Source organism: Aliarcobacter cryaerophilus ATCC 43158, assembly GCF_003660105.1.
GTDB classification, from domain to species: Bacteria; Campylobacterota; Campylobacteria; order Campylobacterales; family Arcobacteraceae; genus Aliarcobacter; species Aliarcobacter cryaerophilus.
In genome coordinates this window covers 1-13,288 of record NZ_CP032823.1, presented here as the reverse complement: position 1 = coordinate 13,288, position 13,288 = coordinate 1, and the positions used below count along the sequence as shown (strand labels likewise).

The window sequence follows — 13,288 nt, the reverse complement described above, 5'->3', positions numbered from 1 at the left end:
AATTTAAACAAAATGTAACAATAAGTAAAAATATTAAATATATATACCAAAACCTATTGTTGCAACTCCTAGAGAAATAAGCCAAAAAGCACTTGAAACTGCTTTCTTCTTACCAAACCAAACCGCATATACTGCTTTTAATATATTGTTACTTCCAGTAGCAATCAACATAGCACTTGCAACTGCAGCTGCATCAATATTGTATTCTCCAGTCAATAAAGCCAAAATAAAAGGGTCTATATCTGTCATTCCTATAATAAAAGATAAAATATTTAAGCCTGTTGTTCCATAATTATTTACTACAAAATTTGTAATAAACATAGTAACAATAAATAAAATCGCAAATACAAAAGCAGTTCCCAACTCCAAAGGATTTGTATCTTCTGTCTCTATTGTAGAAGTTTCATTTGTTGCTTTTTTATAATAAACAAAAGATATGATCAAAGTAATAAGTCCAAAAACTATATATGGCGTAGCAATAACTTTAAGCACCTCAAGATTAAAAATTGCAGCTATTATAAGAAGTCGTAGATACATCATAAAAGTTGCACTTATTATAGAAGCTGTAAACATATTTGTATCTTCTACTGCTTGTGCTTTTTTTGACAATACAACTGTTGTAGCAGTTGAAGAGTAAGCTCCACCTAAAATACCAGTCAAAAGAACACCTTTTGATGGAAAAATATATTTTTGAACCAAATAACTAATATATGAGATTGTAGAAATAACAACAACTGTAAGCCATATTTTGTATAAAGATATTCCTAAATATGGAATATTATTATCAGTTGGAAGAAGCGGTAAAACAACTGCTGAAAGTAAAATAATTTTACCAAAAGTCTCTAATTCATAAATATTTATTTTGGGATGGAAAGTTAAGATTCTACTTTTTGAATTTAACAAAAATATAACTAATACAAATATTAAAGCACTTATCCAAAGAGGAAACAATCCTATAAGAGGTCCAAAACTATATACAATTATTGAAACTATATATAAAAGTATGCTATTTTTATATGTTTCTAGCATTTTTTTATATAAAATTGAGTATAAAAAAGTAATAGATAAAAACCCAACTATAAAAAGTGAAAAATTCTTTGGCTCTATCTCATATAAAATAAATCCTAAAATCCCCAAAAAAGCATATGTTCTTGTTGTACCAAAAAAAACTCTAGCATCATTTTCATGAAATTTTGTCAAATAAGCTCTTACTTCCAAGCCTATTATAAAACTAAAAATTACTACTGGAAAAATGTGTAGTAAAAGCTCGTGTATCTGCATATTTGTTCCCTATTTCAAAAATATCTTAAAAATTTAAGAGTTATATTTTTACTGTTTAATTTCACCATCATACAATAATTTTTAAAAAATTAATCATTATTTCTTAAGGTATATAAAGCTAACATTCTTTCGTTATATATCTTATAATATAACAGAAGGATTTAGTTTGGCAATATCATCAAATTTAACTTTAGAGCTTTTAAATCAACCTTTTTTACTTGAAAAAAGAATTGAACTTTTAAAAGCGATTAAACAAACAGGCTCAATAAATAAAGCAGCAACTCTTGTTCCTATGAGTTATAAATCTGCTTGGGAAGCTGTTGAGGCTATGAATAATCTATCAATTTCACCAATAGTTACAAAAGAAACAGGTGGAGCTGGTGGTGGTGGAACAAAACTTACAAACTATGGTGAAAATCTTTTGACAACTTATAGTTTATTAAAAGAGGAGCAAAGAAAGTTTTTAGAAAATCTAAATCGTATTACTGATTTAAACAGTGGAACACTAAAAACTATCAGAAGACTATCAATGCAAATAAGTGCAAGAAACCAAATAATTGGGACGATTGAAAAGATTTCATTGGGTGCAGTTAATGCTGAAATTCAAATGAAACTAAAAAGTGGAAAATCTATTATTTCAATTATAACAAATAGCTCCGTTGAGAATTTAGGATTAGCTATAAATGATGAAGTTGTTGCTGTTATTAAATCTAGCAATGTTTTGTTATCAACTGAAACTAATTTGAAATTAAGTGCTAGAAATAGTTTAAATGGAAATATTGAAGAGATAAATATTGGTTCAGTTAATGCTGAAATAGTTGTAAATATTGGAAATGAAGACAAAATTGTTGCTATTGTAAATATAAATTCTATAGAAAATATGAATTTAAAAATTGGTGCAAATGTTGATGCTGTTATAAAAGCATCTGATATTATGATTGGAAAATAAGGAAAAATTATGAAAAAAATTGTTTTAGCACTTACATTTTTATGTTCAACTATATTTGCTGGTACTATAAATATTGCTGTTGCCGCAAATGTTAGTTATGCAATAAATGACTTAATTGCAGAGTTTAACAAAACAAATCCAGATACAAAAGTTGAAGTTGTTCTTGGAAGTAGTGGAAAATTTACTACACAAATTCAAAATGGAGCGCCATTTGATATTTTTATGAGTGCTGATATGAAATTCCCTGAAACTTTAGAAAAAGAGAATTTAACTTCTACAAAACCAGTTATTTATGCTCAAGGAAGTCTAGCAATGCTTAGTATAAAACCTTTGGATTTTTCAAAAGGTATTGCTTTAGTTGCCAATAAAAGTATTGAAAAAATTGCTATTGCAAACCCAAAAACTGCTCCATATGGAACTGCTGCTATTAAAGCACTTAAAAATGCAAATTTACTAGAAAAAATTGAAAATAAATTTGTTTATGCTGAATCTATTTCTCAAGCAGTTACTTATGCAATTACAGCTGCTGATGTTGGGTTTATAGCAAAATCCTCTTTATATGATGAAAAAATGTCTAAATATAAAGAAAATATAAATTGGATAAGTGTAGATCCAAAACTATACACTCCAATTGATCAAGGAATTGTTGTTTTAAAAAAAGCCCAAAACAACAAAGAAGCTCATGCTTTTTATAATTTTATTTTAAGTAAAGAGGCTAAAGATATTTTTTTAAAATTCGGATATTTAGTAAAATGAGAGAAATAAATTATGATTGCAAGAGTTAAAGATATAAAAACCAAAGATAATTTAAATATTGTAGAGTTTGATTTTAATAATATTCTACTAAAAATGATGAGCTTAGAACTTAATAAAGATTTAAAAATAGGCTCAAAAGTTGAACTTTTAGTAAAACCAACAAGTGTGGCAATTTCAAAAAAATATATAGAAGATATTAGCCTTTCAAACCAAGCTCTTGCAAAAATAGTTGCCATAGAAAATGGGGAGCTTTTAAGCTCTCTATCATTAGAAATAAATGATACATTTATTGAAAGTATAATCACAAAAGAGTCTTCACAAAGACTTGATTTACAAAAAGGTGATATTATAAATATTTTAATAAAAGCTAGTGATTTATCTATTTACAGGATTTTAAATGATTGATTATTTACTAAGTGTTGATTATGCACCATTTTTACTCTCATTTAAATTGGCATTTATTACGACTTTAATTCTATTTATTCTTTGTTTACCACTTAGCTGGTATTTATCACAAACTAAATCAAAAATTAAACCATTTCTTGAAGCCCTTTGCACTATGCCTTTAGTTGTTCCTCCAACTGTTTTAGGATTTTATCTTCTTTGGGGCTTATCACATAATTCACCAATTGGAGAGTTTTTTAATGATTACTTTGGAATAAAACTTGTATTCAACTTTTATGGAATAATAATAGCAAGCTGTATATATAGTCTCCCTTTTATGATAAATCCTCTTCAAAGTGGGTTTGAAAGCTTAAATAAAAATATGCTTGAAGCTAGTTATATTAGTGGAAAAGGGAAATTTAAAACAGTTTTATTAATAGCTTTACCAAATATCAAACCATCGCTTTTAACAGCTTTGATAATAACTTTCGCACACACTGTTGGAGAGTTTGGAGTTGTTTTGATGATTGGTGGAAGCATTCCAAATGAGACAAGAGTCGCAGCAATTGCAATTTATGAATTTGTTGAAATTTTAGATTATAAAAATGCTCATATATATAGTTTGATTATGATTTTAATGAGCTTTATAACTCTGCTTGCTGTTTATATTTTCAATGGCAAACAAAAAAAGATAGGTTTTTCTAAATGATAAGTTTAAATATAAAAAAAGAGCTTCATGGAAGTAGTGGAAAAATGCTATTAGCTATAAATCTTAATTTAAAAAAAGGTGAATTTATAGCTTTAAGTGGAGTAAGTGGCTCTGGAAAAACAACAATTTTAAGAATAGTTGCTGGTCTTGAAGAAGCTACTGGAGAAATTATTGTAGATGATGAAATTTGGTTAAATGAAAATATTAAAAAATCTATTCAAAAAAGAGATATAGGATTTGTTTTTCAAGATTATGCTCTTTTCCCAAATTTAAGTGTCCTTGATAATCTACTTTATGTAAAAAAAGATAAAGATTTAGCCAAAAAACTTCTAAGATTAACAGATTTATATGAGCTCAAAAATAGATATCCAGACTCTTTAAGTGGTGGTCAAAAACAGCGTGTTAGTCTTTGTCGAGCTTTAATGAAAAGACCAAAAATACTTCTAATGGATGAGCCTCTTTCAGCACTTGACTCATCTATGAGAGTAAAACTTCAAGATGAAATTTTAGCACTTCATAAAGAGTTTGGAACTACAACTATTATGGTAAGCCATGATCCAAGCGAGATGTATAAATTAGCATCTAGAGTTTTAGTTTTAAAAGATGGAAAAATTATCGATGATGGATTGCCAAAAGATATTTTACTAAAAACTCAAGGAAGTCAAAAGTTTAGTTTTGAGGGTGAACTTCTTGATATTATAAAAGTTGATGTTATAAATATTGCTATTGTAGCTATTGGACAACAAATTGTTGAAGTTGTATTAAGTCATGATGAAGCAAGAAAACTACAAATTGGACAAAAAGTAAATGTAAGTACAAAAGCATTTACTCCAATTATAAAAACACTTTAAAGGATTAAAAAATGGCATTAATAAAAACAAATTTAGATAAATTAGATTTTTCAAAACTATATAAAAAACAGATAAAAAACTCAACTTTTAAAAGTAAAAGTAGCTCAGATTGGGACAAAAAAGCAAAAGAGTTTAACCAAAATGTAAAAGCTAGTTCATACACAAAAGATTTTATAAAAAGAGTTGATTTAAACGATTGTGAAACTCTAATTGATATTGGAAGTGGACCTGCAAATATTTCTTTAGCTCTTGCCAAAAAACTAAAAAATATTTATGCTCTTGATTACTCAAATAATATGCTAGAGTTTGCAAAACAAAATGCACAAGAGCAAGGTATAGAAAATCTTATTACAATTCACAAATCTTGGTATGACTCTTGGGAAGATGTTCCAAATGCCGATATAGTAATTGCAAGTAGGTCAATGGAAGTAAAAGATATAAAAAAAGCTTTAGAAAAACTAAATGAAAAAGCAAATAAAAGAGTTTATATCACTACTAAAGTTGGAGGAAGTTTTATAGACAAAGAGATTTTAAATCAAATTAAAAGAGATATTATTCCACGACCTGATTATATATATCTTTTAAATACTCTTCACAGTATGGGAATTTTTGCAAAAGTTGATTTTATAAAAACAAGTAGCAAAAAATTTGATACTTCAAATGAAGATGAGTTTATTCAAAAATTAAAATGGAGCTTAGGGAAAATATCTAAAAAAGAAGAAAAAATACTAAGAAAATATTTTAATACAACTTATAAATTAAAAGAAAAAGATGAAAGTTTAACTTGGGCATTTATCTCTTGGGAAAAATATTTATAGTAATTTAATTACCAAAACTATAAACAAATATCTTGATAATTTAGAAATGATTACTAAAACAATAAATTTTCTAAAATCATATCTCAAAACTCCAGCTATAAAAGTAATTGGATCACCAATTATTGGTAACCATGCAAAAAGTAAAGAGAAAGCTCCAAATCTATCAAAATATTTTTTGGAGCTATCTATATATTTTTGTTTAACTAACTTTTTATCTACTAAATAATCAACACCATTTAATCCGAGATAATAATTTAAACACGAACCTAAAACATTTCCAAAAGTTGCAACAAACAAAAGAGTATAGATATTTAAACCCTCTTTAATATTGTAAATTAGCAAAGCTTCACTTCCTAATGGAATCAAAGTTGCACTTGCAAATGCTGAAATAAAAAGTATTAAATATGTCATTTTTCTCTTTTATTATATATTAAAGTTATATTAGCTAGAATCTCAATCTTTAAAAGTAGCATTGAGAACACAAAAGTGTTTTGAATGCTCCTTTTTAGACCCTTTCAAGCATTTCTAAAGACAACGCCCCAGGATAGGAATATAGCAAGGCACCTTTTTTAGTGTTGTGATTGGGTATCTGGGAAGGAGTGCTTTTAGCACCTATTCAAATCAAATCTTCAAAACTATCATTTAAAATTAGAAGTTTTTTACTATTTTTATTGTAAATAAATCTTTTATCACCATTTTTTACAGCATTTAAAATAGTGTTTTTTATTTCCAAATCACTCTTTGAAGCTCTTTTTAAAATAATAAAAAACTCTTTTATTGTTATAAATTCATTTTTTTTCTCATTTTTTTGATTTTCAATTTGAGGTTTGTATATTGCTCTCATTTCATTAAAAGCACTTTGTAAAAGTTTTATTTCACTATTAAAAACTTCTATAATTCTTTTTTGATTTTTTTCAAGTCTTTTTATCTCCATAAAATGCTGATTTTTCATCCATTTTATAGACTTTTTCAAAATTTCTATCTGCTCATCTTTTGATTGAATTACTCTTTCAAAAATATTTTCTTGGCTATTTTGTTTATCATTTTTTAAACTATTTTTTATAGTTTCTTCATCTATATAAACAAATATTTTGCCATCTTTTTTCTCTGATTTTAGTTGATTTCTTTTAATACGGTAGTGAATACCCTGCAAAGAGATTCCTAAAATCTCTGAAGCTTCTGAAGTGGTTACCAATCTTTGCAAGGTTATTCTCTTTTTATATTTTCGAGCTATCTATTTCAATAACTGTATGAACATTTCCTCGTGGTTTAAAATCTGCAATTACTTTAAGCCATTTTGGTTCTAATTTTGAAAGAAGTGTATCAAAAATCTCATTTGCAGAGTTTTCATGAGATATATATCTATTCATAAATGAGTTTATATATATTTTCAAAGCTTTTAACTCAATAACTCTTTTGTTTGGTGTATATTGAATTTTAATAGTTGCAAAATCAGGGTAACCACTTCTTGGGCATTTTGCCATAAACTCTGGTAACTCTATATCAATTATATAATTTTTATCATGTTCATTTGGCCAAAAGTTTTCTGAATTATTTATATCAAACTCTAAAATCTCTTTTTCACCATATTTTATTTCCATTTAGTAACCTTTTTTTAAAAATTTTTGAAATTATTCTATCTAAATATCTCTTATAAAGCTAATTTACGAAAATAAAGATAAAATTTGAATATATTTATAAAGGCTAAAAATGAGTTCAAAAATATTTGATACAGTAATTGTTGGAGCTGGAGTTTCAGGATTAAGTTGTGCTATAGAGTTAAAAATAAAAAATATAGAAAATATTGCTATTGTTGAAAAAAGTAATAATTTTTTTAGCACAATAAGAAGTTTTTATAAAGATGGGAAAAGAGTTGATAGAAATTGGAGAAATCAAATAATTGAACTTCTTGGAAATATTAATTTTGAAGCTGGTTTAAAAGAGGATGTTTTAAACTATTTTGAAGAGTTATTAGAAAAATATAATATAAAACCTTTGTATAACAATGAAGTAGAGAAAATTATTAAAAACCAAGATGATATTTTTGAAGTTCATTTAAAATCAGATATTTTAAGAGCAAAAAGTGTTGTAATTGCTATTGGAAAAATGGGGAAACCAAACAAACCTGATTATAAAGTACCTATAGAAATTCAAAAGAGTATAAATTTTAATCTTGATAACTGTTCAAAAAATGAGAATATTTTAGTTATAGGTGGTGGAAATAGTGCAGCTGAATATGCTTACTCTTTAGCATTAGATGAAAATATTGTAACTTTGGCATATAGAAAAGAGAATTTTACAAGATTAAATCCTATAAATGAAAAAATGATAAAAGAGTTTGAAGCTAGTAAAAAATTAACTATAAAACTTAACTGTGACATAAATTGTTTAGAAGATGAAAATGGATTTGTTAAAGTAAATTATTCAAATGGTGAAAGTCAAAATTTTAATAGAGTTATTTATGCAATAGGAGGAACTGCTCCAATTGATTTTTTAAAACTTTGTGGAGTTAAAATTGATGATAATTCAAAGCCACTATTTAATGAAAATTTTGAGTGTTGTTGTAAAAATTTATATCTAGCTGGAGATATTACTTCAAAAAATGAAGGTTCTATCTCGAGTAGTTTAAATCATGGGTATTTAATAGCACAAAGAATAGCTAAAGAGTTAAATCTTTAGCTTAAACATCAAGATGTTCAACATCTTTTGCGTGAGACTCTATATAGTTTCTTCTAGGTTCTACTTCATCACCCATAAATAGAGTAAATGTATCACTTGCAATTTCTGCATCTTCTATTTTTACTCTTAAAAGTCTTCTATTTTCAGGTGTCATAGTTGTTTCCCAAAGTTGTTCAGGATTCATCTCTCCAAGACCTTTATATCTTTGAATATATGCACCTTTTTTAGCTAAGCTTTCAATCTCTTCAAGAAGTTCAATTAAATCACGACCATCAAATAGAGTTAAATCTCTATCTTTTAATTTAGTAAAAATAAATGTAGATTCACTAAAATAAGGCGATGCAAAAAGTTCTTCATCTATTATTAACTCTTCAAGTCCTGCATTTGTTTGAACAAAAAGTTGAATTTTTGTTTCATTAACAGTTTTTGAAAGTATGTTATAACCACGTGCCTCTAAAAATAGTTTAACTTTTTCATATAAAGAAGGGAAATCTAAATTTACTAAATCACTATTTTCAATTAAATATTTTAAAACTTCAATCAAAGAGTATCTTTTTGCTAATTGTTCAAGCATTGATCTATATCTTGCTACTTGTTTAAACAAATCAAGTAAATCATTATATCCCATACCTTCAAACTCAAAATTTTCAAGTCCATTTTCAATTAAATAAGCAGATAATGCTCCATTATCTTTTAAATAAATCTCATTTTTACCTTTTTTATATCTGTAAAGTGGTGGTTGTGCTATATATAAATAACCTTTTTCAATAATAGGTCTTAAAAATCTAAAAAAGAAAGTTAAAAGTAAAGTTTGAATGTGGCTACCATCAACGTCGGCATCCGTCATAACTATTATTTTATGATATCTTACTTTTTCATCATTAAAATCTTCACCAATTCCACAACCTAAAGCTGTAATTATATTTCTAATTTCATCAGATTTTAAAATTTTATCTAGTCTTGATTTTTCAACATTTAGAATTTTTCCTTTTAGAGGTAAAATTGCTTGATAAACTCTATCTCTTCCTTGTTTTGCAGAACCTCCCGCAGAGTCCCCTTCCACTAGATATAACTCTCTTATAGTTGGATCTTTACTTTGACAATCAGCAAGTTTTCCAGGAAGTGTTCCAACACTCATAGAATCTTTTTTTCTAGTTAGTTCTCTTGCTTTTTTAGCTGCTTCACGTCCTCGTGCTGCCATTAAAGATTTTTCCATAACAGCTCTTGCTTGTGTAGGATTTTCTTCAAAATATTTATCTAAGTTATCACCTGTTAGTTTTTGGGCAATAGGTCTTACATAAGAACTTCCTAATTTTCCTTTTGTTTGTCCTTCAAATTGAGGTTCTGGAACTTTTACTGAAACAACTGCTATTAAACCTTCTCTTACATCATCGCCAGTTATTTTTGCATCTTTCTCTCTTGCAGCTGCATTTTCACTTAAATATTTAGAAATACTTCTTGTAAGTCCTGCTTTAAAACCAGCTTCATGTGTTCCTCCATCAATTGTTCTAATATTATTTACAAAAGATAGTGTTTTTTCAATATATGTATCGTTATACATCATTGCAATGTCAACTTCTACACCATCTACTTTATCACTAAAGTGCATAACATCACACAAAGCTGCATCTTTATTTAAATCAGCAACAAATTGTTTAATACCACCTTCAAAGTGATAAACTTCTTTAATTTTAGATAATTCATCTTCAAGCGTAATAGAAATCATTGGATTTAAATAAGCAACTTCTTTAAATCTTTTTTTAAGAATATTAAATTCATATTTTGTAACTTCAAAAATAGAATCATCTACTAAAAATTCAATAGTTGTTCCAGTTTTTCTTGGACTATCTCCTATAACTTCTAAAATTCCTTGAGGTATTCCTTCTTTAAACTCTTGGTAATGAATTTTTCCTTCTCTATAAATAGTCATTTTAAGATGTTTAGATAAAGCATTTACAACTGAAACCCCAACTCCATGAAGTCCACCTGAAACTTTATATGTATCTTTATCAAATTTTCCACCAGCATGAAGAACTGTTAAAGCAACAGTAGCTGCACTTATTCCTTCAGTTGGATGAATTGCAGTTGGAATTCCTCTTCCATCATCTTCAATTTTTGCCCATCCATCTTTAGTAAGTGTTATTTTAATATTTCTACAAAATCCAGCCATTGCCTCATCTATTGAGTTATCAACAACTTCATAAACTAAGTGATGAAGACCATTTATATTTGTATCTCCAATATACATCCCTGGTCTTTTTCTAACAGCTTCAAGACCTTTTAAAACTTTAATATTACTAGCACCATAATCTGACATTTTATTTTCCTTTTATTTTTCTAAAACTATTGGCATTACAATTGTGATAAATTTGTTATCTTCTAAATAAAATGGAAGATTTGATTCATTAAATCCTATTTTAATCTTATCACTTGTTGTCATACTTAAAAAATCTAAAATATATTTTGCATTTACTGCTATGTAAAAATCATTTGGAATATTTAAATCTATATCAACTTGTGTATTTGCAACACTATCTGTATCTAAAGATTCAAAAATAATAGCTTGAGTTGTAAATGTAATTTTTATATTTGAATTTAAAGATGTAATAAGTTTTATAGATTCAATAAATATATTTTTTGGAATATATAGATTATTTTTAAGATTTAATGGAATAATTCTTTCATAATCTGGATATTTTCCGTTTATAAGTTTTGTAAAAAAAGTTGTATTTTCATTTGAAATTACTAAATTTGTATTATCGTAAGATATTTTTGCATTATCTAAAAATAGTTTTTGAATTTCAAAAATAGCTTTTTTTGGAATAATTAATTGTACTTCTTCATTTGACATATTTTCTAAACTATTCATTGCTAATCTTCTAGTATCTGTTGCACAAAAATTTATTTTTTGGCTTTTTATATCTAGTAAAGCTCCATTTAATTCAAATTTTGGATTGTTGTTATCTATTGCTGGAGATATTTTTTTAATTGAATTTATAAAATTGATTGTAGAAATAGATAAATCTTTTAAATTTTCATATTTGTTTATAGTTGGATATTCATTTGGATCATAGCTTGGTAATTTGAATATTGATTTACCTTGTTTTATTATTAAGTTATTTGAACTAGTTTCTAAAGTGATATCTTCATTTTTTAGTCTTTTAATAAATCCTAATAGATTATTTCCATTTACTGTTGTTTTTCCATCTTCAAAATTACTTATAGCATCAATTGTAACTTCAAGACCAATTTCATAGTCAGTAGCTTTTATAGTCATTTTGCTATTTGCAATTTCTAAATATAAATGAGATGTAATTGCACTTGAATCTTTTTTTTCTAAAAATGGTTGCATTTGACTTACAACATTTTCAAAAGTAGATTTGTTTATTACTAGCTTCATTTTTTTCTCCTATTTTTTATTTATTTTCAAGTATTAGTAGTAGTCTATGTGAAAAGATGTAAATACTGTTCTAAGCACTATAATATCGATGTTTAATATAGTGATTAAAATCTAATATATATTCACATCTTTTCACACATCTAACTATTACTCCTTGTTTATTAATTTATTTTTTAAATTTTGAATTATCAATTTAAAGTTTTCATCTTTTTCAATTAGCTCTGTTGTTTTTTTAACATTATGAGAAATTGAGCTATGGTCTTTCATCTCTAAGAATTTTGCAATATCTGGCATTGAATTGTGAGTTAATTCACGTGCAAGATATATAACTATTCTTCGTGCATTTGCTACACTAGAAGTTCTTTTTTTAGATTTTATATCACTTGGTTTTATATTCAATTCATTTGCAACTAAACTTATAATATCTGGTAGTTTTATATTTTCTTTATTCTCTTTTATTTGATCTTTTAAAAGATTTTGAACCATTTGTAGATTTATTTCAAGGTTAAGTAAAGATGCACTAGCATTTATTCTTATTAAAACACCTTCAATTTCTCTAATTGAACTATCAAGAGTTGTTGCAATAAATGAGACAATATCACGACTTAAGTTTATTCCATTTAATTCTGATTTTTTTTCAATAATTGCAATTTTTGTTTCTAGTTTTGGAATTTGAACATCTGTTGTAAGTCCCCATTCAAATCTTGATTTTAATCTGTCAACAAGCCCAGCTATTTGAGATGGAAGTCTGTCGCTTGTCATTACAATTTGTTTTTTTGCATTGTGTAGTTCATTGAAAGTATGGAAAAATTCCTCTTGAGTACTCTCTTTTCCACTTAAAAACTGTACATCATCTATCAAAAGTAAATCACAATTTCTATATTTTTCTCTAAAATGTTCCATATTTTTTTTATTTATTGAAAATATAAAATCGTTCATAAACTGTTCTATTGTTACATAAATTACTGTTTTATCATTTTCTAAAGCATGGTTTCCAATAGCTTGTAAAATATGAGTTTTACCCAAACCAGTTCCACCATATATAAAAAGTGGATTATACTGAACACCTGGTTTTGAAGCTACTGCTAAAGCTGCATTATAAGCCATTTGATTTGAAGGACCAACTATAAATGAATCAAAAGTATATGAAGGATTTAGTATCGTACTTTCTGGAGTATGATTTTGAATTTGACTATTTTGTGTCTCTTTTTTTGTCTTTTTTTCACCAATTAATCTAATTTCAATATCTGGTTTAAGATTTATATTTTTTTCAAAGCAGTTTTGAATAAGATTTGTATATTTGCTCTTTATCCAAGAAGCAATATATTTATTTGTTACTTCAAATATTACAAGATTTTCTTCAACAGATAATTTTTTTAAAACAAGTTGTTTTAAATATCTTTCGAAGTCATTTTTGCTTGTCTCTTTTTGAATAAGTGATAAAAACTCTTTATTTGTCAT

At 26.5% G+C, this 13,288-nt stretch carries 14 protein-coding genes and 1 other RNA gene; 8 read left to right on the top strand and 7 right to left on the bottom strand.

The genetic code is table 11. The annotated features are described in order from the left end of the window. Window positions 1-33: 33 nt before the first annotated feature. Window positions 34-1,281, bottom strand: a complete 1,248-nt coding sequence (locus ACRYA_RS00075; protein WP_105918183.1) for an MgtC/SapB family protein — start codon at window positions 1,279-1,281, stop codon at window positions 34-36. A gap of 166 nt (window positions 1,282-1,447) precedes the next feature. Between ACRYA_RS00075 and ACRYA_RS00070 the strand changes: the two genes are divergently transcribed. Genes ACRYA_RS00070 through ACRYA_RS00045 form a run of 6 tightly spaced genes read left to right on the top strand, consistent with a single transcriptional unit; the run spans window position 1,448 to window position 5,748 of the window. Beyond that, window positions 1,448-2,230, top strand: coding sequence for a TOBE domain-containing protein (locus ACRYA_RS00070; RefSeq protein WP_105918184.1), 783 nt, complete (start codon window positions 1,448-1,450; stop codon window positions 2,228-2,230). Between the two features lie 9 nt (window positions 2,231-2,239). Beyond that, window positions 2,240-2,986: a molybdate ABC transporter substrate-binding protein gene (gene modA, locus ACRYA_RS00065; RefSeq protein ID WP_105918185.1), complete on the top strand. Its 747-nt coding sequence runs from the start codon at window positions 2,240-2,242 to the stop codon at window positions 2,984-2,986. A gap of 12 nt (window positions 2,987-2,998) precedes the next feature. Then, complete coding sequence (locus ACRYA_RS00060; RefSeq protein WP_105918186.1) at window positions 2,999-3,391, top strand: TOBE domain-containing protein; 393 nt, start codon at window positions 2,999-3,001, stop codon at window positions 3,389-3,391. Then, on the top strand, window positions 3,384-4,079 hold the full coding sequence (modB, locus tag ACRYA_RS00055; protein WP_105918187.1) for a molybdate ABC transporter permease subunit: 696 nt from the start codon (window positions 3,384-3,386) through the stop codon (window positions 4,077-4,079). The genes ACRYA_RS00060 and modB overlap by 8 nt, the downstream gene beginning before the upstream one ends. Then, a complete protein-coding gene (locus ACRYA_RS00050; protein ID WP_105918188.1) occupies window positions 4,076-4,930 on the top strand; it encodes an ABC transporter ATP-binding protein in 855 nt (284 codons plus the stop codon). Before modB ends, ACRYA_RS00050 begins: the two co-directional genes overlap by 4 nt. A gap of 11 nt (window positions 4,931-4,941) precedes the next feature. Continuing rightward, complete coding sequence (locus ACRYA_RS00045; protein ID WP_105918189.1) at window positions 4,942-5,748, top strand: class I SAM-dependent methyltransferase; 807 nt, start codon at window positions 4,942-4,944, stop codon at window positions 5,746-5,748. Here ACRYA_RS00045 and ACRYA_RS00040 read toward each other — a convergent pair. Further along, window positions 5,743-6,159, bottom strand: a complete 417-nt coding sequence (locus ACRYA_RS00040) for a YqaA family protein (RefSeq protein WP_105918190.1) — start codon at window positions 6,157-6,159, stop codon at window positions 5,743-5,745. The two genes, ACRYA_RS00045 and ACRYA_RS00040, sit on opposite strands and share 6 nt — an antisense overlap. 91 nt (window positions 6,160-6,250) lie before the next feature. On the opposite strand from ACRYA_RS00040, the gene ffs reads away from it, so the two are divergent. After that, window positions 6,251-6,347: signal recognition particle sRNA small type (ffs, locus tag ACRYA_RS00035), an RNA gene on the top strand. Window positions 6,348-6,364: 17 nt separating this feature from the next. On the opposite strand, the gene ACRYA_RS00030 is transcribed toward ffs, so the two are convergent. Together ACRYA_RS00030 and queF are read right to left on the bottom strand one after the other, a co-directional pair. Then, on the bottom strand, window positions 6,365-6,952 hold the full coding sequence (locus ACRYA_RS00030) for a DNA-binding protein (protein ID WP_105918191.1): 588 nt from the start codon (window positions 6,950-6,952) through the stop codon (window positions 6,365-6,367). Between the two features lie 13 nt (window positions 6,953-6,965). After that, window positions 6,966-7,343: a preQ(1) synthase gene (queF, locus tag ACRYA_RS00025; protein WP_165786118.1), complete on the bottom strand. Its 378-nt coding sequence runs from the start codon at window positions 7,341-7,343 to the stop codon at window positions 6,966-6,968. A gap of 115 nt (window positions 7,344-7,458) precedes the next feature. Between queF and ACRYA_RS00020 the strand changes: the two genes are divergently transcribed. Further along, window positions 7,459-8,427, top strand: coding sequence for an NAD(P)-binding domain-containing protein (locus ACRYA_RS00020; protein ID WP_105918193.1), 969 nt, complete (start codon window positions 7,459-7,461; stop codon window positions 8,425-8,427). 1 nt (window position 8,428) lies between these two features. Here ACRYA_RS00020 and gyrB read toward each other — a convergent pair whose 3' ends face one another. The 3 genes from gyrB to dnaA form a co-directional block, all read right to left on the bottom strand. Continuing rightward, window positions 8,429-10,744 carry a DNA topoisomerase (ATP-hydrolyzing) subunit B gene (gyrB, locus tag ACRYA_RS00015; protein WP_105918194.1) on the bottom strand — a complete coding sequence of 772 codons (2,316 nt, stop codon included), beginning with the start codon at window positions 10,742-10,744 and terminating at the stop codon, window positions 8,429-8,431. Between the two features lie 12 nt (window positions 10,745-10,756). Further along, the gene (gene dnaN / locus ACRYA_RS00010; RefSeq protein ID WP_105918195.1) at window positions 10,757-11,827 is read right to left on the bottom strand and encodes a DNA polymerase III subunit beta; all 1,071 of its coding nucleotides are present in this window, start codon (window positions 11,825-11,827) and stop codon (window positions 10,757-10,759) included. A 147-nt stretch (window positions 11,828-11,974) separates the two neighbouring features. Then, window positions 11,975-13,288, bottom strand: a complete 1,314-nt coding sequence (gene dnaA, locus ACRYA_RS00005; protein WP_105918196.1) for a chromosomal replication initiator protein DnaA — start codon at window positions 13,286-13,288, stop codon at window positions 11,975-11,977.

Bases quoted from the DNA above. Each gene is read 5' to 3' on its own strand.
- ACRYA_RS00045 (WP_105918189.1), top strand. From the start codon at position 4,942: ATGGCATTAATAAAAACAAATTTAGATAAATTAGATTTTTCAAAACTA.
- ACRYA_RS00060 (WP_105918186.1), top strand. From the start codon at position 2,999: ATGATTGCAAGAGTTAAAGATATAAAAACCAAAGATAATTTAAATATT.
- modA (WP_105918185.1), top strand. From the start codon at position 2,240: ATGAAAAAAATTGTTTTAGCACTTACATTTTTATGTTCAACTATATTT.
- ACRYA_RS00020 (WP_105918193.1), top strand. From the start codon at position 7,459: ATGAGTTCAAAAATATTTGATACAGTAATTGTTGGAGCTGGAGTTTCA.
- dnaN (WP_105918195.1), bottom strand. From the start codon at position 11,827: ATGAAGCTAGTAATAAACAAATCTACTTTTGAAAATGTTGTAAGTCAA.
- modB (WP_105918187.1), top strand. From the start codon at position 3,384: ATGATTGATTATTTACTAAGTGTTGATTATGCACCATTTTTACTCTCA.
- ACRYA_RS00050 (WP_105918188.1), top strand. From the start codon at position 4,076: ATGATAAGTTTAAATATAAAAAAAGAGCTTCATGGAAGTAGTGGAAAA.
- dnaA (WP_105918196.1), bottom strand. From the start codon at position 13,288: ATGACAAATAAAGAGTTTTTATCACTTATTCAAAAAGAGACAAGCAAA.
- ACRYA_RS00040 (WP_105918190.1), bottom strand. From the start codon at position 6,159: ATGACATATTTAATACTTTTTATTTCAGCATTTGCAAGTGCAACTTTG.
- ACRYA_RS00075 (WP_105918183.1), bottom strand. From the start codon at position 1,281: ATGCAGATACACGAGCTTTTACTACACATTTTTCCAGTAGTAATTTTT.
- gyrB (WP_105918194.1), bottom strand. From the start codon at position 10,744: ATGTCAGATTATGGTGCTAGTAATATTAAAGTTTTAAAAGGTCTTGAA.